Genomic DNA, 21,951 nt, shown 5'->3' with positions numbered 1-21,951 from the left:
TAGAAACAGCTCCGCGACGTTAGTCCTCGGTGTGGGTCAATTTGGGCACGTCTGCTGCACCTGCGGAGCCCCGTCCTGAAAGTGACGGGTTTTCCATAAAGAAACGGTGACAATTAAACGCAAAGCTGTCTTCGGGGATGTCGGGACGGGTCCAGTTGCCGTTTCCGTCCATTACCCAGCTTTGCGCAACGTCAGCCAAATTAGCCGCCATCACTTGGCTGACAATTTGTGCTTTTACGGTGGGATTATCGATCTCAACCAACGTCTCAACGCGGCGGTTAAGGTTCCGCCCCATCCAATCTGCAGAGCTGATGTAGACCCGCGCTTTTTTGCTGGGCAGGCCTTTGCCGTTTCCGAAACACACAATGCGGCTGTGTTCCAAAAAACGTCCGACGATTGATTTGACACGGATATTTTCTGACAGCCCTTTGATACCGGGCTTCAGCCCGCAAATACCGCGCACCACGAGGCTGATTTGCACACCCGCTTGGCTGGCAGCATAAAGCGCGTCGATCACATCTGCCTCGATCAGGCTGTTCATCTTGGCCCAAATAGCGGCAGGGCGGCCTGCGCGGGCGTGTTTTGCCTCTTCCTCGATCCGCTCAAGCAGCGTTGATTTCAGTGTCATGGGGCTGATCGACAGGTTTTCCAAAACTTCGGGCTCTGCATAGCCCGAAAGGAAATTGAACACTTTGGTTGCATCGCGTCCCAAGGCGGGATCGCAGGTAAAGAGCGATACATCAGTGTAAATGCGGGCTGTATCAGGGTGGTAGTTCCCAGTGCCGTAGTGGGTGTAGGTGACCAGTTGGTCACCCTCGCGGCGAACGACGGTGCTGATCTTGGCGTGGGTTTTAAGCGTCATAAAGCCGTAGACAACATGAGCGCCTGCGCGCTCAAGCCGGCGCGATTGGCGAATGTTGGCGGCCTCATCAAACCGTGCTTTCAGTTCAACTAGTGCGGTGACGGATTTGCCGTCCTCTGCCGCTTCGCAAAGTGCTGACACGATCGGGGAATTCTTGGAGGTCCGATAAAGTGTTTGTTTGATGGCCAACACGTTGGGGTCACGGGCGGCCTGTTGAACAAACCTGACTACCATATCAAAAGTCTCATAGGGGTGATGCAGCAGCATGTCTTTCTGGCGGATAGCCGCAAACATATCAGCGTCGTGGTCCATAACCCGTTCAGGAACGCGCGGCTTGAACCCCGGCCACATCAAGTCGCTTCGATCTTTGATGATCAGTGCTGACAGGTCTGCAACACCAACAACCCCTGATACATCAACGATCTCACTGTCTTCGACATCGAGGTTGTGCATCAGCATCTTGCGCAGTGCTGCGGGGGCGCCGGTAGACAATTCAACGCGGATAACCTCACCACGGCGGCGGCGTTTCAGTGCGGTTTCAAATTCGCGCACAAGGTCTTCTGCTTCTTCTTCAACTTCCAGATCACTGTCGCGCAAAATGCGAAACAGACATTGCCCAACAGTCGCATAGCCGGGAAAGATCGTATCAAGGCGCAGCAGCATAAGGTCTTCGACAGGCAGGAAACGCACGGCATCACCGGGCATGCGGACAAAACGGTCAACCTGCGCGGGGATCGGCAAAAGAGCTTGAAGGGGTTCTTTATCGCGGCGGCGCTCAAGTTGCAGGGCAAGCGACAGACCGGCATTTGGGATAAATGGAAACGGGTGTGCTGGATCAATGGCCAGCGGTGAAAGGACCGGAAAAACCTGACTGAGAAAATGCTCGTTCAAAAATTCCAGATCAGAAGGGGTCAGCTCATCACGCTCAAGAATGGTGATGCCTTCGTGTTCCATCTGATCGCGCAGCACACTGAACACGTCTTGTTGTTTGGCCATCAAAGCACCGGCATTGGTGTTGATCATGGCCAGCTGTTGCGCGGGCGTTAGCCCGTCCGCGGCGGGTGTCAGGTTGCCTGCGTCATCAAGCTCGCGCAGTCCGGCCACGCGCACGGTATAAAATTCGTCCAGGTTGGTTGCTGAGATGGACACGAACCTAAGCCGCTCAAGCAGTGGGACTTTAGGGTTTGCCGCTTCCTCAAGTACCCGCCAGTTGAACGCCAACCACGAGACTTCGCGGTTAAAAAAGCGATCTGGTCCGCTTATGTCTGCGTCGATTTCGATGGGCGCAGGAAAGGGATGGTCAAGGAAATTTGCGTGAGTCATGGCCTAGTTATACATGGATATTTGTAACACCGAAGTAACGATTGCCACTTTGGTTACGTGCAGCGCGATTTAGCGTGCAAGGTCAGACAAAACATCCCGCGCCAGATCACGGTTGATTGTGCGGCGCTCTGACAGAGCGCGTTTATCCATGGCGGCGACGATCTGGTGGGCGTGGGCAAAGCTACGCTCGGAATGGCGTAAAAGATAGGTCAGCACAGCCGGTGTGGGTTGCAACTGTCGGTCTGCAAAGCCTTTGACCAAGACTGCCATCAGCAACATGTCGTCTGGCTCATCTATTTGTACGAGTGCTGTGCCTTGCAAACGGCTAGCCAAATCCGCAAGTGCGATAGGCCAGTGGTTTGGCGCGCCAATCCCCGTAAGAAGCAGCCGTCCCCCACGGCCCAAAACCGCGTTGTGGATGTGAAACAGCATCTCTTCGGCATCATGTTGGCCCGCAATGGTGTGCACGTCTTCAACCACAACTGCATTTTCTTCAGGCATCTCAAGGCTGGCGGCATGTATGATCTTGGCACCTGATTGGCTGGCCCAGACGTGGGACAAATGGGTTTTTCCCGCACCTTTTGGCCCACTCAGGACAAGCTTACCGTTTGGCCACAGATCGTCTTGCTCTGCTTGGGCAACGGCCAGCGCGTTGGCCTCGCTGATGAAAAAGTCATCACGTCCAAGCGCCGTGCGGGACGGCAGATCAAAGCTTAGCTGTTGTGGCATCGAAAGGGGTTAGTCCTGCTTATCAAGGCCGCGATATAGCCGGCCATCGGTGTATTGCTCAATGCCAAAGCGTACCAAAACGCCGATCATTGCGGCCAATGGTACCGCGACAAGCATGCCGACAAAGCCGAATATTGACCCAAAAACCGACAGTGCAAAAATAAGCCAGACTGGATGTAGCCCCACGGATTTGCCGACGAGTTTTGGGGTAAGAACGTTACCTTCAACCACCTGACCGATGACAAAGATTACTCCCACAGCCCCGATGCGGAACCAGTCAGTTGCTACCTCAACGCTGGTGCCGTCGATCATTTGTGTGCCGCCCCAGAATTGGAAAAGGGCCAACCCGATTGCCAGAATGCCACCCACCAACGCGCCCACATAGGGAATGAACGTCACAAGCCCCGCGATGAACCCGACGATCAGACCAAATTGCAGCCCCACTGTCATAAGTGCCACGGCATAATATGCACCAAGAACCAAACACACCGTGCCCATGCCGCGAATGAAGCTTGCCAAGGTCGCGTCAATATCACCGGCAAGTTTGCGGATCGTAGGGGCGTGGTCACGGGGTAAAAGCTCATCGACGCGGGCGGTCATGTTGTCCCAATCGAGTAGCAGATAGAATGCAACCACAGGCACCAATACGAGCAGGACCAAAATATTGATCAGACCCTTTGCGCTGGTCAAAAGCCCTTCGACTAATGCGCCGCCCTTGGCTTGGATTGCTTCGCCAATGCTTGAAAGTTGTTTGCGTATCACGGACTGGTCGTCAATCAACGACGGGAACCGCTCGGTCAATGCAACACGTAGGCGCTCAAACACATCAGGGGCGGTGTTCACCAACTGCCCTGCTTGCTCAAGCAATGACGGAATAACCAACAAGAAGGAGAGACAGAAGATCAAGATCGCGACGATGGTGATGGTTACAGTCGCCAAAACGCGGCTTGCGCCAAGTTTTTCCAGCCGGTCCGCAAGGGGGTCCAGGCAGTAGGCAATTGCGCCACCAAGCACGAAGGGCAGGATTACGTCGCCCAAAAACCACAGGATCGCAAAGACAACCGCCGTTGCAATTCCCCAGTACTTTGCTTGTTGTTCGATGGGCAGCGCCATTGCCGTCTCCTTTGGTCCTACATCGCGTCTTGCACGAGCGGTTTCAAGCAATATCACCTGTTAAGAGGGTGCTGGCAATCCGACGGCTGCGCGGCCTTCTGGGGTTTTGATGCTGAAGTCTGTGCCTGCGTATTTTGCGCCGTCCGGCCCGCACAAGTAGGCGATCGCTTTGCCGACCCATTCAGCAGGGATATGCGCGTCCCATGACATTTGGCTGACTGCGTTGATGCCACTTTTGGCGATGTCGCGCTGCATATCCGTGGCGACTGTTCCTGGGCTAAGACCTACACAGACAATACCGCGGGATGCGTTTTCCAGATGGGTGCATTTGGTCAGGCTCAGCACTGCGGCTTTGGTGGCGCAGTAGTGTGACCAGCCTTCCAGCGCGCCTGTGGCCGCACCTGAGGAAATATTGATGATCGTGCCTTGGTCCATCGCAGGAAGCGCCGCGCGGATACCATAGTAGACGCCCTTAAGGTTCACATCGACGATCTGGCTCCAAGCGGCAGGATCGCTGTCTTCAATGCGCGCAATCGGGTCGATCAGGCCTGCGTTATTGACCAAAACATCCAAGCCGCCCCATTCAGCAACCACTGTTGCTACGGCTTTTTCCATTGAGGCGAAATCGCTGACGTCTGCGGTAATTGCGATGCCGCCAATGTCTGCGGCAAGGGTTTCAAGGGCAGCGCCGTTCCGCGCCAGCACGGCAACTTTTGCACCGCGTTCAGCCAAAACCCGTGCGGCCGCCTCGCCAATGCCGCGTGACGCGCCGGTGATCAATATCCGTTTACCGTTCATAGTTTTGTCCCATCCTCTTTCACGTAGCTTGATCCATTGTCGAACAACCGAAAGCCGCCCACAACATAAATAAAGCCCCGCCAGTTTGCACCGACGGAGCTTTTTTCAGTTTACGGTTGATTGATTAGTGGCAAGCGGGCCGTGTGCCGGGTAGCAACACTTTGTCGATCACGTGGATCACACCGTTGTCTGCTTTGATGTTGGCGATGATGACATTGGCGCTTTCGCCTGTTCCATCGGCAATGCTGACGCCGCCCGCACCTTTGGTGATGCACATCCGCTCGCTAGCCAAAATCGGCTTGAAGTAGTTTGAACCAGCAGGGATTTGCTCGGCGGTCAGGTTGCGATCATCCACATGGTAGAGCAGCACATTCGTCAAATCACCCTTATTTTCTGGCAGCAATAGCGTCTCAACAGTGCCCTCGGGTAGGGCCGCAAACGCATCGTTTACAGGCGCAAAAACGGTGAAGGGGCCAGGTCCGGACAGTGTGTCGACCAAGCCTGCGGCAGAAACAGCGGCCACAAGGGTTGAGAACCGCTCATCGCCGACGGCGATATCAACGATTGACTGTGCGGACGCTGCTGTTGCCATTGTTGCGGCGACTGCACCTGCTGCGGCGGCTTTTAGAAAACGGTTCATACTCTTTAACTCCCATAAATTACACCAACGGCAACCAAGTTAAGCGGTACCTGTTGTGCTTAGTGTTACGGTGGGCAAGGAGAATGGATCACAATGAGTTGCCAAAGCCATTTGCTGCTGAGCCTCACTGGCCACTAACAATCGTCGATTGCCAACGCTGGCCACATTGCCTAGACCTGCTTTAATTCAACACACAAAGGCCCCAAACACATGCGTATGTCCCGCTATTTCCTGCCCGTCCTCAAGGAAAACCCTTCTGAGGCGTCAATCGTGTCGCACCGTTTGATGTTGCGGGCGGGGATGATCAAACAGGCTTCTGCGGGGATTTATTCTTGGTTGCCGATGGGCCTGAAAGTTCTGCGCAATATCGAGACCATCGTCCACGAAGAACAGCAGCGCGCTGGGCATATTCCGGTTTTGATGCCAACGCTGCAATCGGCTGATTTATGGCGGGAGAGCGGACGTTATGATGACTACGGCGAGGAGATGCTGCGCATTTCAGATCGCCACGGTCATGACATGCTGTACGGTCCCACCAACGAAGAGCAAATTACCGATATTTTCCGCGCTCACGTGGGCAGCTACAAAGATCTGCCGCTGACCCTTTATCAAATCCAGTGGAAATTCCGTGATGAACGCCGTCCGCGTTTTGGTGTTATGCGGGGCCGTGAGTTCTTGATGAAAGATGGCTACACGTTTGACTTGACCAAAGAAGACGCGCTTCACGCCTACAACCGTCACTTGGTGACATATTTGCGCAGCTACGAGCGGATGGGGCTACAAGCGATCCCGATGCGTGCGGACGGTGGCCCGATTGGTGGCGATTACACGCATGAGTTTTTGGTGCTGGCTGAAACAGGCGAGTCCGAAGTCTTCTACGACAGCGAGATCACAGACCTTACGTTTGGCGACCGCGCGATTGATTTTGATGATGTTGCGGCCTGTGCTGGAGTGCTGGATGAGTTCACCTCACGCTACGCGCGCACGGATGAAACCCACGATGCAGAGTTGTTTGCCCAAGTCCCAGCTGATCGTCAGCGCACTGCGCGCGGTATTGAAGTGGGTCAGATTTTCTACTTTGGCACCAAATATTCGGAAGCCATGGGCGCTACTGTTGTGAACGATCAACAGCAAAAAGTACCTGTGCACATGGGCAGCCACGGTATCGGCGTTTCGCGTCTGTTGGGCGCAATTATTGAGGCTTCGCATGATGATAACGGCATCATTTGGCCCGAAGGCGTAACGCCGTTCCACTGTGGTATCGTCAACCTCAAGACAGGTGATGCAGAGGCTGATGCGGCCTGTGAAGCGCTCTATGAAAGCATAGTCGCGTTGGGTCTTGAACCGCTTTATGATGACCGCAACGAACGGGCAGGCGGTAAGTTTGCCACGATGGATCTGATCGGTTTGCCATGGCGCATTACCGTCGGGCCGCGCGGCTTGAAGAACGGTGTTGTTGAGCTGACATCGCGCCGTACCGGCGAAAGTGAGGAGCTGTCACCCGAGCAGGCGCTTTTGAAGATTGCACAAATCTATGGCAAGGCGGCGTCTTAAATCCCAAGTTGGCGCGCTTTGTGATAGTAAGCGCGTCGACACATTTTGAGTAATTAATACAGGGGTCGATCTTCATGCCCAAACCCTTTGCGCCATTTGAATGGATGATCGCTTGGCGTTATTTGCGCGCCAAACGGGCAGAGGGTGGCGTGTCTGTAATGACATGGATTTCGCTGATCGGGATCACCCTAGCCGTCTTTGCGCTTATTGCGACATTGGCAGTACGCGCAGGTTTTCGGGCAGAGTTTGTTGATACGATCCTTGGTGCGAACGCCCATGTGACTGTCTATCAAACGTCTGAGATCACACCGAACGGTGGCGCCAGCCGTGTGATCGAAGATTATGACGCGGTGGCCGAACGCTTGCGCCAAATCGATGGTGTGACCCGTGCAGCCCCCCTTGTTCGTGGCAATGTCATGGCCAATCAGGCCGATCGTAATACGGGCGTTCAGGTTTATGGCATCAGTCTGCCTGACCTGCTGACCATCCCGCGCATCGCCGCGCCCGAGCAGAGCATCGGCGTGATTTCGGATTTTGAAAAAGGTGTGGCCGTTGGCTCAGGTGTTGCGCGTGAATTGGGTCTGGGCGTCGGTGACAGGATCAAAATCATATCGCCCAATGGCGCACGCACGCCTTTTGGCACGAAGCCACGGGTTGGCGCGTTTGAAGTGGTCTATATTTTTAGCGCCGGTCGCTATGACATTGACCAAACCCGCGTCTATATGCCGTTTGCCCAAGCACAGGAATTTTTCAACCGTGAAGGCGTAGCGGATGAAATTGAAGTGATGGTGGACACGCCCGAACAGATTGAGCGGTTTGCGGGCCCATTGATGACCGCTGGCGGGGATCGCACGCTGCTGTGGACGTGGAAAGATGCAAGTGGGTCGTTCCTTCAGGCGCTTGATATCGAAGACAACGTAATGTTCATCATCCTGTCGATCCTCGTGTTGATTGCAGCAATGAACATTGTCAGTGGCTTGATTATGTTGGTGAAAAACAAGGGTCGCGATATTGGTATTTTGCGCACGATGGGCCTGACGGAAGGTGCAGTTTTGCGGGTCTTCTTTATATGTGGTGCGTTTACGGGCGTTATCGCTACGGCGCTTGGAGTGATCTTGGGGTGTCTGTTTGCCCTCTATATTGATCCGATTTTTGGGTTTGTGAACACGGTCGCTGGCGGTGGTGTGTGGGATCCATCGATCCGTGGCATTTATCAATTGCCCGCAAAACTACAGCTTGAAGACGTTTTGTCAGCTGTCGGTTTGTCGCTGCTACTGTCATTCACGGCAACAATTTTTCCTGCGCGTAAAGCGGCGCGCATGAACCCCGTTGAGGCGCTGCGCTATGAGTGATGCTGTGCTGGAACTTAAGGGCGTCACCAAGACCTATAACGCGGGTCAGCCAAACCAGATTGACGTGCTACGGGGTATTGATCTGTCTATTTCGGCCGGTGAAGTGGTGGCCCTTGTTGCACCGTCGGGTGCAGGCAAGTCGACGTTACTGCATATTGCGGGGCTGCTCGATACGCCCACAAGCGGAGATGTTTTGCTGGCGGGGCGCGAGATGACACGGCTGAATGACCGAGCGCGGACATCCGCGCGCCGCGATGATGTTGGATTTATTTACCAGTTTCATCATTTGTTACCTGAGTTTTCGGCGACTGAAAACGTGACCTTGCCACAACTTGCAGCCGGTACACCGCGACGGGCGGCTGACGCGCGAAGTCAGGCGCTGCTAGAGCGTGTTGGGGTTGCGCACCGGGCAGCCCACCGCCCTGCGGAACTGTCGGGGGGTGAGCAACAGCGTGTTGCGTTCTGTCGTGCGTTGGCCAATCAGCCTAAGTTACTTCTGGCTGATGAACCCACCGGCAATCTTGATCCTGAAACCTCTGAACGGGTTTTTTCAACATTGTTGGACTTGGTGCGTGAGACGGGGTTATCCGCTTTGATTGCGACGCATAATCTTGAATTAGCCGCAAAAATGGACCGCCAAATTAGGCTGGATGCAGGCGCGCTTCGCACCGCTTGAGACTGACGTTCAAGCGTAGCCACATCAGATGGCATACGCAGCGGCATTGCCATTTCGGGATTAGGGCGTAAACCTGCGGCCAAAATCACGAACCACTTTCCAACAGCGCGCAAGGATTTCGCCAGATGACCACAACATCCCAGTCGATCACTGACATTTATCAAACGGCGAAAGAAGCACTGGTGGCTTATGGCGCAACGCAAAGCGTTGCCCATCATGTGGCAGATGCGACCGCGCGTTCCGAGAGCCTTGGCAACGTGATCTGTGGTCTGGCGTATTTGGAAAGCTACTGCATTCAATTGGAAAGTGGGCGTGTAAACGGGTCTGTTGAGCCACGGGTTGAGCGTCAAAAAACCAGTGCAATTTTCGTCGACGGTGGCTTTGGTTTTGCACAGCCTGCCTTTGCTGCAGGGCTTGAAACGGCTGTCATTGCAGCCAAAGAAAATGGCGTCGCCAGTTTGGCGGTGGGGCATACGCATACTTGCACGTCGCTTGGGTACTTTACCGAACAAGCCGCCGCGAAAGGCGTGATTTGTATCGGGATGACGAATGCTTCGCCTGTAGTGGCGGCTCCAGGTGGCAAAACGCCAGTGATCGGTACGAACCCGATCGCTCTTTCAGTGCCGGACGGCGCTGGCGGCGTGGCGATGCATTTTGACTTTTCGACCAGCGCAGTGGCATTGGGCAAGATCGCGATGGCTAAAGCCGCAGGTCAGCCGATCCCGCTTGGCTGGGCGGTTGATGCACAGGGCGGTCCAACGACTGATCCGGAGGCCGCATTGGCAGGCTCGCTTGTGTCAGCTGGCGGCTACAAGGGCTGGGGGCTTGGTCTGATGGTCGAGATTCTGGCCGCTGGTATGACAGGTTCCGTTAACTCGCTTGATGTGGGCGGGCTTAAAAAAGCTGAAGGCAGGCCACATGATTTAGGGCAGTATTACTTGATGATTGACCCAAGCGGCGCACCTGAATTTGCAGCGCGTATCGCGCGGGTGAGTGACGCAATCGCCGCCGACGAAGGTGCGCGTGTGCCAGGCAAAAAACGCAACGTGATGAGCAACGTCGAGGTTCCTGTAGCCCTGTGGACACGGGTTCAGGAGTTGGCCAAAGGCGCGTAACAGCGCCCTTGGTTAGACGTCCAGCTCTTCAACGAACTGGGCGTTTTCCTGAATGTATTCAAAGCGTTTTTCTGGTTTTTTACCCATCAAACGCTCGACCAGATCACCGGTTTCACCGGCAACATCCTCGTCAATCGTGACGCGGATCAGCTTGCGGGTCATGGGATTCATCGTTGTGTCTTTAAGGTCTTTGGCGTCCATTTCGCCCAAGCCTTTGAAGCGTGACACATCGATTTTGCCCTTGCCGCCCAAACCTTTTTCAAGCCATGCGTCGCGCTCAGCTTCATCAAGGCAATAGACACGCTTAGCCCCTTGGGTAAGTCGGAAAAGCGGCGGGCAGGCCAGATAGAGGTGGCCTGTGTCAATCATCGGGCGCATTTGTGTGAAGAAGAATGTCATTAGCAACGCAGCAATGTGTGCGCCGTCTACGTCCGCGTCGGTCATGATGATGATCTTGTCGTAGCGCAGATCATCGACGTTGAATTTGGTGCCAAGACCGACTCCAAGCGCTTGGGTCAAATCAGAAATTTCGGCGTTGCTGCCAAGTTTAGAGGACGCTGCGCCAAGCACGTTCAGGATTTTACCGCGCAGTGGCAATAGTGCTTGGGTTTTGCGGTCTCGGGCCATTTTGGCTGACCCACCCGCGCTGTCACCCTCAACGATGAACAGTTCGGTGCCTTCGCGGTTGGTCGCAGAACAGTCGACCAACTTACCCGGTAGGCGCAATTTTTTGGTGGCTGACTTTCGTGCTGTCTCTTTTTCTTGGCGTCGGCGCAGACGTTCCTCGGCACGCAGGACGAGGAAATCCAAAATTGCACCCGCTGATTTGGTGTCTGCAGCAAGCCACGTATCAAAGTGATCGCGTATGGCGTTTTCTACCAATCGTTGCGCCTCAACAGTGGCGAGGCGGTCCTTTGTTTGGCCTACAAACTCTGGCTCGCGGATGAAACAAGACACAAGCGCAGAGCCGCCAGTTGTCAGATCTTCACGGGTGATGGAGGCGGCCTTTTTGTTGTTGGCCAATTCGCCGTAGGCACGAATGCCTTTCAAGATTGCCGCCCAAAAGCCTGCTTCGTGGGTGCCGCCTTCGGGGGTGGGCACGGTATTACAATAGGACTGGATAAAACCATCGCGCGAGGGCGTCCAGTTGATGGCCCATTCAACCTTGCCCGGTGTGTTGAACTTTTCTTGGAAATCAACTGTGCCCGCAAAGGGCCGCTCGGCATAAGTTGACAGCCCTGAGAGGGTCTCGCCCAGATAGTCGGCAAGGCCGCCGGGGAAATGGAAGGTCGCTTCTGTGGGTGTTTCACCGTCATCAATCGCTGATTTCCAACGGATCTCAACGCCAGAGAACAGATACGCCTTAGAGCGGATCGATTTGAACATCCGCGCAGGCTTAAAGCGGTGTGAGCCAAAGATTTGCTCGTCCGCGTGGAACGTCACAGTGGTGCCACGCCGGTTGGGGGCTGCGCCGATTTTCTCGACCCCACCCAACGGTACACCGCGTGAAAAGCTTTGCTCGTAGAGTTCTTTGTTGCGGGCCACTTGCACGACCATGCTGTCAGACAGTGCGTTGACAACGGACGCCCCCACACCGTGCAGACCGCCTGATGTTTGATAGGCTTTGCCAGAAAATTTGCCGCCTGCGTGAAGCGTGCACAAGATCACCTCAAGCGCAGATTTGTCGGGAAACTTTGGGTGCGGATCAATCGGGATGCCGCGACCGTTGTCGCGGATGGTCACGCTGTAATCTGCGTTCAGTTCGACCTCGATGCGGTTGGCATGGCCTGCAACGGCTTCGTCCATAGAGTTATCGAGCACCTCGGCGACCATGTGGTGCAAGGCGCGCTCGTCCGTGCCGCCAATATACATACCGGGACGTTTGCGAACGGGCTCGAGGCCCTCGAGCACTTCGATGCTGTCTGCGTTATAGTCATCGGCTTGGGCGCCGGACAGAAGATCATTGGCCATGGTACTGCTTCTTTTATACGTGTTTGGCTCCACTATGACACGCCGTGGGCATCGGGGGAAGTGCGTCTCGTTCATCTGGACAGTCAGATTTTTGTTGCAAGGCCCACTGGGATAGATCAACGGTTTTGCGATGAACGCATCCGCACATCTTAGCGCTTTGTTGCGCCTCGGCATTCCGTTGATTGGCAGTTTTCTGGCGGGCTTTTTGCTGGGACTGACCGACACGATTATGCTGGGCTGGTATTCGGTTGAGGCACTGGCCGCGGCCACGATTGCGGGTAGCTTTTTCATGACGCTGCAGGTTGTGGGCTCGGGCTTTGCATGGGCGGTCACGTCGCTGGTGGCAGAAGCGGACGCGAGATCAGATACGGTTCAGGTCCGCCGCGCCACGCGCATGGGAATGTGGTTGTCCGTTGCATTTGCGGCTGCCGTGATGCCGGCGCTTTGGTTTTCGGAAGGTTGGTTGATCGGGCTGGGCCAAACCCCTGAGGTCGCATCAGGCGCGCAAACGTATTTACGTATCGCGGGGTGGGGGCTTTTTCCTGCACTGCTGGTGCGGGTTTTGGCAAGCTATCTAAGTGCCGTTGACCGCGCAGGGCCAGTGCTGTGGGTCACTCTTTTCGGGGCAGCTATTAATGTTGTGTTCAACTACGCCCTGATCTTTGGGAATTTGGGCTTGCCGGAACTTGGCATCCAGGGGGCAGCGATTGCCTCAGTTTTGGTCCAAGTTGCGATGCTTGTCGTCTTTATGGGCTATGCCCAACGGGTTCTGCCGCACTACGATCTGTTCCGCAGCCTGTGGAAAATTGATGCGTCTGCGTTGCGGCAGGTTTTTGCATTAGGCTGGCCGATTGCGCTGACGTCCTTGGCTGAGACGAGCCTGTTTACGGCGGCGTCCACAATGATGGGTTGGCTTGGTACTGATGCTTTGGCCGCACATGGCATCGCACTGCAGGTGGCCACGGGCACGTTCATGGTTCATCTGGGCCTGTCCCAAGCCACGACTGTCCGCGCCGGAAACGCCGTTGGTCGCAGGGATGCGGCGGGTTTGATCTTGGGCGGTAAAGTCGCCGTTGGTGCGTCTTTTGCGTTTTCCGCGGCGACAATGGTTGTGTTTTTTGGCGTGCCAGATTTGTTCGTCACAGCGTTTTTGGATCCCGATGATCCGGCCCGTGATGTGATTATCCCGATTGGGGTGTCGTTGATTTATATGGCAGCGCTGTTTCAGTTTGCAGACGGGCTGCAGGTTATCTGCTTGGGCCTTTTGCGCGGTGTGCAAGATACCCGTGTGCCCATGTGGCTGGCGGCGCTAAGCTATTGGGGGCTTGGATTGCCCGCAGCATATGTTCTTGGATTTGTCTTGGACTTTGGCGGTGTTGGGGTATGGGCCGGATTGATCGTTGGCTTGCTAGGGGCGGCGGTTTTGTTGGTTTGGCGATTTACAGCGCGGCGCGGCGTCTACATCACGGCGTGACGGCGCCCTGAACTGGGGCTAGGCTGCGCGCACTTATTTGAGGAGCGTTTTCGATGAAGCTTGAATTCCACCATATCAATTTTGTGTCCCGCGACGTTGACCGCATGCATGATTTCTACACTGGTCTGCTGGGGCTTGATGACATTCCTCAAGATAATTTTCCGCGCACGGATGAGACTGAAGAGGCGGGCTACAGTGGTTCAATCCGCTTTGCCACAGATGGTGGGATGCAGATGCATCTGGCCGAGCGAAACTTGGATGTAGCGTTTAAGAACGGCCAAACCATCAACCCAGTGGACCGGGGGCACATCGCATTTCGAACTGATGATATCGCGGCCTTTTTGAAGCTTTTGGATGCGAATGATGTGCCGTACTCAGATTACGGAACGGCCTTTGCCAAGGAATGGCATCAGGTGTTTTTTCACGATCCCGAAGGCAATGTGATCGAGGTACACCAGCAGGTGGGCTAGTCTTTGCCCACGATGCGATCTGCTTTTTTGCGCACCAATACGCTGCGCAGGTCGTGCATGGCGAGTAGCAGCGCGTCGGTTACTTCCTCAAGCTGATCGTCACTGGCTTTGGATTGTGCCCATTGTGCAGTCAGGTTCAGACTGTCAATCGCACGGTGGATGTCATCCATATCACGGGCTGCGAGCAACTCTTGACGCTCTTCCATCCATTCACGGATCACCGCAAGATCAGCCTCGCTTAACTCACGGTCGCCTTGCGGTTTTATCTCGCTGTTGCGAATGTTGAGAACCGCCAGCGGCTCCATTTCGATGCGCCGTTGACGGTTTTCTGCGTCCACCCGAAATACCTGCGCGCCGTTTTCACGGATGCGGAAATAGTACTCGGGTAGATCGCTACTCATAAGGTCTCTCGCTTAGCTTAGGGCTGCGCAGAAAGTCTGGATACGCGTGCAGGCTTCTTTCAGGTTCTCGTCTGACGTAGCGTAGCTGACGCGGAAGTTTGGCGAAAGTCCGAATGCTGCACCGAACACCACGGCCACCCCTGTGTCTTCCAAAAGCGCGGTCGAGAAAGCCTCGTCGTTTTCAATGACGGTGCCCTTGGGTGTAGTTTTTCCAATCAGACCGGCGATGTTGGGATATACATAGAACGCACCTTCGGGTGTGGGGCAGGTAACGCCGTCAATTGCGTTCAGCATGTCCACAACCATGTCACGGCGGCGTTTGAAGACCACGTTATGCTCGGGCAAAAAGTGTTGTGTGCCGTTCAGTGCCTCAACGGCGGCCCACTGGCTGATAGAGCAGGGGTTCGATGTTGATTGCGACTGCACTTTACGCATCGCTTTGATCACGTTTTCTGGACCCGCCGCATATCCGATGCGCCATCCGGTCATCGCATAGGCTTTGGAAACGCCGTTGCATGTCAGGGTGCGATCATAAAGCTTAGGCTCTACTTCCGCAGGGGTCGCAAATTTGAAATCATCATATGCCAGATGCTCGTACATATCGTCTGTCATGATCCAAACATGCGGATGCTTTAGCAGCACGTCTGTGAGTTTTTTTAGCTCATCCGCTGAATAGCCCGCACCCGTTGGGTTTGAGGGTGAGTTGAAGATAAACCATTTTGTTTTAGGCGTGATCGCTGCTTCAAGCTGTTCCGCAGTGATTTTGAAGTTGTTCTCAAGGGTCGCTTCAACGGCCACGGGTGTGCCGCCACCCAGCAAAACCATATCTGGATAGCTGACCCAATATGGGGCGGGGATAATGACCTCGTCGCCTTCGTTTAGTGTTGCCATGAAGGCGTTATAAAGCGTCTGCTTGCCGCCAGTGCCCACGCTGATCTGTGCGGGGGTGTACTCAAGTCCGTTGTCGCGTTTTAGCTTTTCACAGATTGCTTGCTTCAACTCAGGAATGCCGTCGGGGGCTGTGTATTTGGTTTTGCCTGCGGCGATTGCTGCAACGGCTGCGTCTTTGATGTTTTGCGGAGTGTCAAAGTCCGGTTCACCTGCACCAAGGCCGATCACATCCATGCCTTTTGCCTTCAACTCACCAGCAAGGGTCGTCACGGCAATCGTCGGTGACGGTTTGACGCGATCGAGTGTTTTGGACAGAAAAGACATTGTAGGCTCCGTTTTGCTCGGTGATAAGAATGTGTTAGAACGATTAAAATATCCCTTAGACGGAAGAGGCATGTAATGGAAGATGTGACACAGCAAAACGAAGATTGGTTTAGCGAGGACACCTCTACTTTCGGGGATCGTCTTGCCGGCGCGCGTGAGGCGGCTGGCATGACCCAAGCACAGCTGGCCAAGCGCCTTGGTGTGAAACTAACCACAATGCAATCGTGGGAGGAGGATCTGTCCGAGCCGCGCGCCAACCGGTTGACCATGATGGCGGGCATTATCGGCGTGTCTTTCAGTTGGTTGTTGAACGGCGAAGGCGAGGGTGTAGAGGCCCCAGATATGGGGCAGGATTTGCCTGACGGTGTTGATGAGTTGTTGTTGGAACTTCGCGCCATCAAAGCACGGATCTACCGCGAAACCGAGCGAATGGGCATTGTTGAAAAGCGCCTGCGCGCAGCGATTAAGGCTGGCACATGAGCGAACTCCCCCAAATTCCACAGCCGATCCCGCCTGCCGACGAGCCGCGTGAGACGCAAATCAAGCGTCTTTACATGCGCTCAATCCGGCGGGGCATCAAAGAGATGGATGTCATTTTGATGGACTATGCGGATAGTAAACTGCGTGAAATGACCGACGGTGAGTTGGCCACATATGATGCGCTATTGGCTGAAAATGACCACGATCTGTATCAGTGGATCACGGGTCAGGTCGAAACACCGCCTGCATTTTTGGATATGATTTCAGAGATTTCCGCGCATATGCTGAAAGATGGCTGCGTTTTAACCGGTAATTAGCGATTGGTCTCTAAGCCTTGCGCAACATTTAGTTGACGGAGGCACGGCCATGAGCATGCAAGGAAATCTTCCCGGATCGGGCATTACCCAGCAAAAAGACCCATTTGCCTCAAGTTACCTTGATGCGTTGTCACTGGTGGAGCGGCTGCATAGGCTGCTCCTCGATGTTTTGAAAGACGAGTTTGAGCGGGTTGGCTTGCTCGACATCAACGCTGTTCAGGCGCTGCTGTTATTCAACATCGGTCATAATGAAGTCACCGCCGGAGAGCTTAAATCACGCGGGTACTACCAAGGCAGTAATGTAAGCTATAATCTCAAAAAACTCGTTGAGATGGGATATATGCACCACCAGCGGTGCGAAATCGACCGTCGCTCAGTTCGGGTAAAGCTATCTAAGAACGGCCGGCATGTCTGTAAAGTGGTAGACGAGTTGTTTGCACGCCACGCAGATGGTCTACAGGCGCATCAGGTGCTTGATCTTGAAAGCCTGGATGACATAACGCATGGCCTGAAACGCGTGGAACGTTATTGGACTGATCAAATCCGATACATCTATTAAGTGTTGGCTACGTCCACTTAGGCAAAAGGAGCGCGGGATGTCCGCACTCCTTTGATTTCACATTAACGAATGTTCAGCAGAACCAACCTGACGTTAGTCGCAGTAGGGCTGGTTAGAACGTGGTGTCTTTACCAGTGACCAGTATTTTTCATGCTGGCCCATGGTTCTGCAGGCGCCAACGCCTCACCTGCTTGTAGCAATTCAATACTGATATTGTCTGGTGAGCGAACAAAAGCCATGCGCCCATCATGGGGCGGGCGGTTTATCGTTACGCCGTTATCCATAAAATGCTGACAGGCTTCGTAGATGTTGTCTACGCGGTACGCCAGATGTCCAAAATGGCGGCTATCTGAAGGCAATTCATCATCGCCATCCCAATTGTAGGTCAACTCAACTGGCGTTTCTTCCTGACCGGGGGCGGCCATAAAAACCAGAGTAAAGCGCCCCCCTTCGTGGTCAGTGCGGTGCGTCTCTTTCAGGCCTAACAGCTCGAAAAAAGCCATTGATGCCTCGAGGTTTTTCACGCGAACCATCGTGTGCAGGTAAGTTAAGGCCATATTTTTGGCTCCTTCGCTTTGAGAATTCAAATTGCCGATCAGAAGACCGACGCTATCCCCAATGATACACCTGTTTGCCGGATATCATAGCGGTTGATGTTTGATCCAGTCCTTGAGGCGGACAGAGTTACTAGCGGTGCAAATCCGTAGAGATTGATCTTTTCCAGTAAAAACTGCGCGCGGATCCCCGCTTGCGTGTCTTTGCGGCTGTTGGGGCCAAAAATGCTGACGACTTGTGCATAATCACGCTGACCAAATGAAACGCCAAATTCCGCTGTGGCTCCAAATATCGGTTTCGCTGGGGCGTAGGTGATATTTGCGGACAGGCTTGAGTGCTCAATGAGGGCTGAACGTGACGCTGTGTTTGAAATGCTTGCTGACCAGCTTAGGCGTGAACCACCCGCTAAGGTCTGTATTCTTTTCAGCGTTGCCGAGGCCACAGTCGAGGACCGCTCATCGGCGTCTAGCCTTTCATTGCGCGTAATTCCCAATCCAATTGCGCCAGTCGCCGCGCTCCCCCAGCGAAAGCGCCGCTCTGCTTCTACTTTTGCAAAATTGGTCAGCCTTTCGCCGCTGTACCAGTTTGCGCTAATTTCAAATCTGAGGGTGTTGACTGCATTTGCTGTGGGCTTTGCGTCGTAGCGCGCGTCAATTCCAAGCTCATAAAATGCAAAGTCGCTTGGGCGCGCTTCAGGGGCTTGGGCTTTTGCGGAATCTGAAAGCCGGTAATTGATGGCGTTCAGCCGCGCCCCAAAAGACAACGCGCTACCGTCATTTGATGGGCGTTTGTGACGAAGCTTTAGCCCGTAAGAAATTTCGGTTCCGGAAAGCGCAAGGCTGGCACCGCGTGCAGCAATTTCGATCCCGTTGAAAATTAGGCTGTCTGACTTGGGGGCGTTGTTGATGTTGCTGTTCGGTCCTGCGCGAAATTCCAACTCAAAAGTAAGCGGGTTTGCTCGCGCAACTTGCGCATAGTTTCTGGCAAGTGCCGCTTGTTGCGCTGCACCACGCGCAAAAGGTTCGGCACGTCTTAGCCAAATTTGGGCGCGGGTATGTTGCCCATCACGAAGATGACTTTCAGCAACAAGTATCGCCGCTGCAAATTTCTCTGACCCGATTGCGGTTTTGCTGAACGCTCTTTTGGCAGCAAACCGTGCGGCAGTGGACCGACCCATTAAACGCTGAGCTGCCGCCAGTGAAAAAAGTGCTGAAACATCGTTAGGGTCGGCACGCAAAAGTCCAAGTGCCACCTCACGTGCGGCGCGCGGCTCGGATTGATTAACCAAGGTTTGCGCAAATACCCGTGCTTCTTCTTTGCTCAGACGTAACTGACCGGCGCTTTGAGACATCACTGTTTGGGGTGTGCTCATGGCGAAAGCCAATAGGCAAATGCACAATAAAACAGGGTACCTCACCACGTCACGGATCGCGGTTGACGCTGTCTGTGCTGAAAACACCAACTTCACGGGCGTTGAACTCTGAACTGAGCACAATCGTATCGGTTTCACGTTCAACCAAAGTAGCACCCGCAGGCAGCTGGAATGCGAAGTCTGCGATGACTTGGCCACGCCCAATACGTTCACGGACATCGCGCAAATCATTCGGCAGACTTGTTTGAGTAAAGAGCTGTGCTTGTCCATCAATGACCTGCGAATATGTGACCGTATCGAACCCCACACGCTGAATACCTGCGACACCTTCAATCTTTATGAACCCTGCAACGGCTGCGGCATCTTCGCCGTTAAAGCCGCCGTCATAGATACCGCTGTCGCGCGGGTCGCCTTCAAAGGCAGTTCCGGCCTCGGCTTCGTTGATTTCTCCATCACGATTAAATTCAGTGTCCACAAGCAATACATTAGGTAGCGCACTTGGGATCGCAGCGCCGCCACCAGGGGCAGCACGTTGCCTATTTGTAATTACGCCGCGCAGGGTGCCGCCAATGTTTTCGACCACATCAATATCTGCAAAATCGACATCAATGCGGATGTCACCGGTCACCAGTTCAATCCCGCCGCGCCCCTGATCAAACGTGCGGTACCCCGCATAATCGCCCGCGTAGGTGTAGGTGGCAACGCCCGGTAGGGTGATCGTGTTGCCGATGCGCCGAAGGTTCGCGCCGCCATAGCCAAAGCCAAGGTAATCGCCTGAAGCAACCGAAGTTGCTTCGTATTCGAGTGAGCGGATGAAGACGGCGTAGTAGGTGTCAAAAGGTTGATCGCCTGCGCGCTCGTTTCGGTATTCGATGGTGCGCGCGTTAATCTGTTGAACCTGCTCGTAAATACCGCCCGTTATGTCAGAGTTGTCGAACGGAAGGTTATTCAGGACCAACTGATTGGTTGTTTCATCAAAATCGACTGAGTTTAGAATGAGGTTCTCGGATGGGCTGAATAAAAAGCGGTTGTCTGGCGTGGCTTCTGCACCGGTGTTTGGGTCGCTTGTGGTGTCTTGTGCTGGAATGCTGTCGATGATGAACGGGTTCGTCCCGTCACCGCCACATCCCAAAAGTGGCGCAAAGCCAAGGGTTGCAATCATCAATCGCGGAAAAATACCCAACATTTCAACCCTTACACTGGCAATCACTACACAGCCCGATAGTCTAATTTCTGGTGATTTAAGTCAACAAGCCAGCGGCGAAAAACCCCAGCATATGGGCGTTTATTGATGGGCAGTTCCCAGATATAGTGATGATGCGAATCTGGACAGAAAGACAACACCATGCCTGTAACGCCCGAGCAACAAGCCGAAATCGATGCACAACGCGCTATGCGTCACCAAACAGCGCGCGCCACAGTGCCTGGTATGGAAGCACACTTGTATGAGGCGAAACCTGTTCTGGATCACGGCTTTATCCGCGTCATTGATTACATGGGCGATGATAACGCAATTACACAAGCGGCACGAGTAAGTTACGGTAAGGGCACCAAGTCAGTTCAAAATGACGAAGGCCTAATCCGGTATCTGATGCGCCACTGGCACTCAACGCCGTTTGAAATGTGTGAGATCAAGCTGCACGTGAAGTTGCCGGTTTTTGTAGCTCGTCAATGGATCCGTCACCGCACAGCGAACGTTAATGAGTATTCTGCGCGCTATTCAATTCTTGACCGTGAGTTCTATATCCCCGCACCCGAGCATCTTGCAGCGCAGTCTGTGATTAACAACCAAGGTCGCGGCGAAGCACTTCAGGGGGATGAGGCGGCACGGGTGCTTGAATTCCTGAAAGCCGATAGCAACCGCGCTTATGACCACTACGAAGAGATGATCAGTGAAGATGGCCAGCAAGGATTGGCACGAGAGCTTGCGCGGATGAACCTGCCTGCCAATATTTATACCCAGTGGTATTGGAAAGTGGACTTGCACAATCTTTTCCATTTCCTGCGCCTGCGCGCAGACAGCCATGCACAATATGAAATACGTGTTTACGCCGATGCGATCTGTGATGTGGTCAAAGACTGGGTGCCTTTTGCTTATGGTGCGTTTGAAGATTACCGTATGGGCGGCGCACAGTTGTCTGGTCGCGGCGTTGAGTGTTTGCGCCGTATGTTGTCAGGTGAAGAAGTGACCCAAGAAACATCCGGCATGTCCAAGGGTGAGTGGCGCGAATTCATGGCGATCGCTAAGCCCGACTAGGCCGAGCGTCGCAGTTTTGGAAACAGACCGTTTCCGTTGTAGAGTTTGACCTATGCGGTGCAACGCGGCACCTTAGGAATGTTAACGAGTAATGCGCGTCAGTGCAGAGAGTTGCTATGATCAAAACAATTGCAATATGTGCCGGACTGGTTTTTACAACGACCGTCGCAGCATCAGCGGGAGACCGTGTTTACCGCTATGACAGTGCTGCCAACTATTGCCCTGCGGGTTTGCAGCCAGTCACGATTAGTGGTGTTATTTGCTGCGGTAAGCCAAATGCTGGAAGCTATCAGCAGGCGATGATGCACCCTGTTTCGCACGCTCGGAAGCGGCACAAACACGTGATCACGCACAGCCATGTAAAGCGCCACAGCCATGTCACATATCATTCGCATGGTGGGACTTCGCACAGTCACTAGGTACAGGTACCCCGTTGAAAACAAAAAAGCCCGCTACGATCAATCGTTGCGGGCCTTCGGATTTGGTAACGCGTGGTTGTCAGTTACAGCAGAACCAACTCACCAGCACTCTCGCGGCCATCGCGACCTGAAATCATTTCGTACTGAATTTTTTGGTCGTCGTTCAAGCCGCGCAAGCCAGCGGCTTCAACAGCCGAAATATGAACAAAAATGTCTTTGCCGCCATCATCCGGTGCGATGAAGCCGTAACCTTTTGTTTGGTTGAACCATTTTACGGTGCCAGTAGCCATCCGCTATCT

The 21,951-nt window shown here is 54.1% G+C and carries 22 protein-coding genes; 10 read left to right on the top strand and 12 right to left on the bottom strand.

All coding sequences use genetic code 11. The features are described 5' to 3' along the window. Positions 1–19: 19 nt before the first annotated feature. From NeNHUV3_RS04230 to NeNHUV3_RS04210, 5 genes are all read right to left on the bottom strand, one after another. Positions 20–2,185, bottom strand: a complete 2,166-nt coding sequence (locus tag NeNHUV3_RS04230) for an RNA degradosome polyphosphate kinase (protein WP_391482686.1) — start codon at positions 2,183–2,185, stop codon at positions 20–22. A gap of 69 nt (positions 2,186–2,254) precedes the next feature. Continuing rightward, positions 2,255–2,914, bottom strand: a complete 660-nt coding sequence (locus NeNHUV3_RS04225; protein WP_391482685.1) for a DnaA ATPase domain-containing protein — start codon at positions 2,912–2,914, stop codon at positions 2,255–2,257. 9 nt (positions 2,915–2,923) lie between these two features. Continuing rightward, positions 2,924–4,027 (bottom strand): AI-2E family transporter, encoded by a 1,104-nt coding sequence (locus tag NeNHUV3_RS04220; protein WP_391482684.1) that lies wholly within the window; start codon positions 4,025–4,027, stop codon positions 2,924–2,926. A 60-nt stretch (positions 4,028–4,087) separates the two neighbouring features. Next, positions 4,088–4,825 (bottom strand): SDR family oxidoreductase, encoded by a 738-nt coding sequence (locus tag NeNHUV3_RS04215; RefSeq protein WP_391482683.1) that lies wholly within the window; start codon positions 4,823–4,825, stop codon positions 4,088–4,090. A 124-nt stretch (positions 4,826–4,949) separates the two neighbouring features. Further along, on the bottom strand, positions 4,950–5,465 hold the full coding sequence (locus NeNHUV3_RS04210) for a fasciclin domain-containing protein (protein WP_082136594.1): 516 nt from the start codon (positions 5,463–5,465) through the stop codon (positions 4,950–4,952). Between the two features lie 210 nt (positions 5,466–5,675). Here NeNHUV3_RS04210 and proS point away from each other — a divergent pair, with 210 nt between their 5' ends. The 4 genes from proS (at position 5,676) to NeNHUV3_RS04190 (ending at position 10,162) form a co-directional block, all read left to right on the top strand. Then, on the top strand, positions 5,676–7,019 hold the full coding sequence (gene proS, locus NeNHUV3_RS04205) for a proline--tRNA ligase (protein ID WP_391482682.1): 1,344 nt from the start codon (positions 5,676–5,678) through the stop codon (positions 7,017–7,019). A 74-nt stretch (positions 7,020–7,093) separates the two neighbouring features. Further along, a complete protein-coding gene (locus tag NeNHUV3_RS04200; protein ID WP_391482681.1) occupies positions 7,094–8,371 on the top strand; it encodes a lipoprotein-releasing ABC transporter permease subunit in 1,278 nt (425 codons plus the stop codon). Then, the gene (locus NeNHUV3_RS04195) at positions 8,364–9,047 is read left to right on the top strand and encodes an ABC transporter ATP-binding protein (RefSeq protein ID WP_391482680.1); all 684 of its coding nucleotides are present in this window, start codon (positions 8,364–8,366) and stop codon (positions 9,045–9,047) included. Before NeNHUV3_RS04200 ends, NeNHUV3_RS04195 begins: the two co-directional genes overlap by 8 nt. 125 nt (positions 9,048–9,172) lie before the next feature. Next, entirely contained in the window at positions 9,173–10,162 is a 990-nt protein-coding gene (locus NeNHUV3_RS04190; RefSeq protein ID WP_391482679.1) for an Ldh family oxidoreductase, read from the top strand. A 12-nt stretch (positions 10,163–10,174) separates the two neighbouring features. On the opposite strand, the gene parE is transcribed toward NeNHUV3_RS04190, so the two are convergent. Continuing rightward, the gene (parE, locus tag NeNHUV3_RS04185; RefSeq protein WP_391482678.1) at positions 10,175–12,133 is read right to left on the bottom strand and encodes a DNA topoisomerase IV subunit B; all 1,959 of its coding nucleotides are present in this window, start codon (positions 12,131–12,133) and stop codon (positions 10,175–10,177) included. Between the two features lie 130 nt (positions 12,134–12,263). Here parE and NeNHUV3_RS04180 point away from each other — a divergent pair, with 130 nt between their 5' ends. After that, positions 12,264–13,607 (top strand): MATE family efflux transporter, encoded by a 1,344-nt coding sequence (locus tag NeNHUV3_RS04180; RefSeq protein WP_391482677.1) that lies wholly within the window; start codon positions 12,264–12,266, stop codon positions 13,605–13,607. A gap of 53 nt (positions 13,608–13,660) precedes the next feature. Continuing rightward, positions 13,661–14,077 (top strand): VOC family protein, encoded by a 417-nt coding sequence (locus NeNHUV3_RS04175; protein ID WP_391482676.1) that lies wholly within the window; start codon positions 13,661–13,663, stop codon positions 14,075–14,077. On the opposite strand, the gene NeNHUV3_RS04170 is transcribed toward NeNHUV3_RS04175, so the two are convergent. Both NeNHUV3_RS04170 and NeNHUV3_RS04165 read right to left on the bottom strand, forming a co-directional pair. Then, a complete protein-coding gene (locus NeNHUV3_RS04170) occupies positions 14,074–14,478 on the bottom strand; it encodes a hypothetical protein (protein ID WP_391482675.1) in 405 nt (134 codons plus the stop codon). The genes NeNHUV3_RS04175 and NeNHUV3_RS04170 overlap by 4 nt on opposite strands. 12 nt (positions 14,479–14,490) lie before the next feature. Next, positions 14,491–15,693, bottom strand: coding sequence for a pyridoxal phosphate-dependent aminotransferase (locus tag NeNHUV3_RS04165; protein ID WP_391482674.1), 1,203 nt, complete (start codon positions 15,691–15,693; stop codon positions 14,491–14,493). Between the two features lie 75 nt (positions 15,694–15,768). Here NeNHUV3_RS04165 and NeNHUV3_RS04160 point away from each other — a divergent pair, with 75 nt between their 5' ends. Genes NeNHUV3_RS04160 through NeNHUV3_RS04150 form a run of 3 tightly spaced genes read left to right on the top strand, consistent with a single transcriptional unit; the run spans position 15,769 to position 17,049 of the window. Beyond that, a complete protein-coding gene (locus tag NeNHUV3_RS04160) occupies positions 15,769–16,173 on the top strand; it encodes a helix-turn-helix domain-containing protein (protein WP_341245965.1) in 405 nt (134 codons plus the stop codon). After that, on the top strand, positions 16,170–16,490 hold the full coding sequence (locus tag NeNHUV3_RS04155) for a succinate dehydrogenase assembly factor 2 (RefSeq protein ID WP_391482673.1): 321 nt from the start codon (positions 16,170–16,172) through the stop codon (positions 16,488–16,490). Before NeNHUV3_RS04160 ends, NeNHUV3_RS04155 begins: the two co-directional genes overlap by 4 nt. Before the next feature lie 55 nt (positions 16,491–16,545). Continuing rightward, the gene (locus tag NeNHUV3_RS04150) at positions 16,546–17,049 is read left to right on the top strand and encodes a MarR family winged helix-turn-helix transcriptional regulator (protein WP_391483169.1); all 504 of its coding nucleotides are present in this window, start codon (positions 16,546–16,548) and stop codon (positions 17,047–17,049) included. A 128-nt stretch (positions 17,050–17,177) separates the two neighbouring features. Here NeNHUV3_RS04150 and NeNHUV3_RS04145 read toward each other — a convergent pair whose 3' ends face one another. From NeNHUV3_RS04145 to NeNHUV3_RS04135, 3 genes are read right to left on the bottom strand one after another with little or no spacing between them, the layout of a single operon-like run. Continuing rightward, complete coding sequence (locus NeNHUV3_RS04145; RefSeq protein WP_048597757.1) at positions 17,178–17,606, bottom strand: VOC family protein; 429 nt, start codon at positions 17,604–17,606, stop codon at positions 17,178–17,180. A 38-nt stretch (positions 17,607–17,644) separates the two neighbouring features. Beyond that, positions 17,645–18,976 carry a surface lipoprotein assembly modifier gene (locus tag NeNHUV3_RS04140; RefSeq protein WP_391482672.1) on the bottom strand — a complete coding sequence of 444 codons (1,332 nt, stop codon included), beginning with the start codon at positions 18,974–18,976 and terminating at the stop codon, positions 17,645–17,647. Between the two features lie 49 nt (positions 18,977–19,025). Then, entirely contained in the window at positions 19,026–20,138 is a 1,113-nt protein-coding gene (locus tag NeNHUV3_RS04135) for a hypothetical protein (protein ID WP_391482671.1), read from the bottom strand. 183 nt (positions 20,139–20,321) lie between these two features. Here NeNHUV3_RS04135 and thyX point away from each other — a divergent pair, with 183 nt between their 5' ends. Then, positions 20,322–21,233, top strand: coding sequence for an FAD-dependent thymidylate synthase (gene thyX, locus NeNHUV3_RS04130; RefSeq protein WP_341245961.1), 912 nt, complete (start codon positions 20,322–20,324; stop codon positions 21,231–21,233). 502 nt (positions 21,234–21,735) lie between these two features. Here thyX and NeNHUV3_RS04125 read toward each other — a convergent pair. Continuing rightward, positions 21,736–21,942 (bottom strand): cold-shock protein, encoded by a 207-nt coding sequence (locus NeNHUV3_RS04125; protein ID WP_048597761.1) that lies wholly within the window; start codon positions 21,940–21,942, stop codon positions 21,736–21,738. Between the last annotated feature and the right edge of the window lie 9 nt (positions 21,943–21,951).

Source organism: Nereida sp. NH-UV-3, from assembly GCF_042939535.1.
GTDB lineage: Bacteria > Pseudomonadota > Alphaproteobacteria > Rhodobacterales > Rhodobacteraceae > Nereida > Nereida ignava.
The sequence above is the reverse complement of the archived record's forward strand: the minus strand, read 5'-3'. Positions and strand labels throughout refer to the sequence as shown.

Coding starts and splice junctions, on each gene's coding strand:
- NeNHUV3_RS04135 (WP_391482671.1), bottom strand. CDS start 20,138: ATGATTGCAACCCTTGGCTTTGCGCCACTTTTGGGATGTGGCGGTGAC.
- NeNHUV3_RS04150 (WP_391483169.1), top strand. CDS start 16,546: ATGCAAGGAAATCTTCCCGGATCGGGCATTACCCAGCAAAAAGACCCA.
- NeNHUV3_RS04215 (WP_391482683.1), bottom strand. CDS start 4,825: ATGAACGGTAAACGGATATTGATCACCGGCGCGTCACGCGGCATTGGC.
- NeNHUV3_RS04175 (WP_391482676.1), top strand. CDS start 13,661: ATGAAGCTTGAATTCCACCATATCAATTTTGTGTCCCGCGACGTTGAC.
- NeNHUV3_RS04210 (WP_082136594.1), bottom strand. CDS start 5,465: ATGAACCGTTTTCTAAAAGCCGCCGCAGCAGGTGCAGTCGCCGCAACA.
- NeNHUV3_RS04190 (WP_391482679.1), top strand. CDS start 9,173: ATGACCACAACATCCCAGTCGATCACTGACATTTATCAAACGGCGAAA.
- NeNHUV3_RS04200 (WP_391482681.1), top strand. CDS start 7,094: ATGCCCAAACCCTTTGCGCCATTTGAATGGATGATCGCTTGGCGTTAT.
- NeNHUV3_RS04140 (WP_391482672.1), bottom strand. CDS start 18,976: ATGAGCACACCCCAAACAGTGATGTCTCAAAGCGCCGGTCAGTTACGT.
- NeNHUV3_RS04170 (WP_391482675.1), bottom strand. CDS start 14,478: ATGAGTAGCGATCTACCCGAGTACTATTTCCGCATCCGTGAAAACGGC.
- NeNHUV3_RS04225 (WP_391482685.1), bottom strand. CDS start 2,914: ATGCCACAACAGCTAAGCTTTGATCTGCCGTCCCGCACGGCGCTTGGA.
- NeNHUV3_RS04155 (WP_391482673.1), top strand. CDS start 16,170: ATGAGCGAACTCCCCCAAATTCCACAGCCGATCCCGCCTGCCGACGAG.
- proS (WP_391482682.1), top strand. CDS start 5,676: ATGCGTATGTCCCGCTATTTCCTGCCCGTCCTCAAGGAAAACCCTTCT.
- NeNHUV3_RS04125 (WP_048597761.1), bottom strand. CDS start 21,942: ATGGCTACTGGCACCGTAAAATGGTTCAACCAAACAAAAGGTTACGGC.
- NeNHUV3_RS04195 (WP_391482680.1), top strand. CDS start 8,364: ATGAGTGATGCTGTGCTGGAACTTAAGGGCGTCACCAAGACCTATAAC.
- parE (WP_391482678.1), bottom strand. CDS start 12,133: ATGGCCAATGATCTTCTGTCCGGCGCCCAAGCCGATGACTATAACGCA.
- NeNHUV3_RS04230 (WP_391482686.1), bottom strand. CDS start 2,185: ATGACTCACGCAAATTTCCTTGACCATCCCTTTCCTGCGCCCATCGAA.
- NeNHUV3_RS04165 (WP_391482674.1), bottom strand. CDS start 15,693: ATGTCTTTTCTGTCCAAAACACTCGATCGCGTCAAACCGTCACCGACG.
- NeNHUV3_RS04220 (WP_391482684.1), bottom strand. CDS start 4,027: ATGGCGCTGCCCATCGAACAACAAGCAAAGTACTGGGGAATTGCAACG.
- NeNHUV3_RS04180 (WP_391482677.1), top strand. CDS start 12,264: ATGAACGCATCCGCACATCTTAGCGCTTTGTTGCGCCTCGGCATTCCG.
- thyX (WP_341245961.1), top strand. CDS start 20,322: ATGCCTGTAACGCCCGAGCAACAAGCCGAAATCGATGCACAACGCGCT.
- NeNHUV3_RS04145 (WP_048597757.1), bottom strand. CDS start 17,606: ATGGCCTTAACTTACCTGCACACGATGGTTCGCGTGAAAAACCTCGAG.
- NeNHUV3_RS04160 (WP_341245965.1), top strand. CDS start 15,769: ATGGAAGATGTGACACAGCAAAACGAAGATTGGTTTAGCGAGGACACC.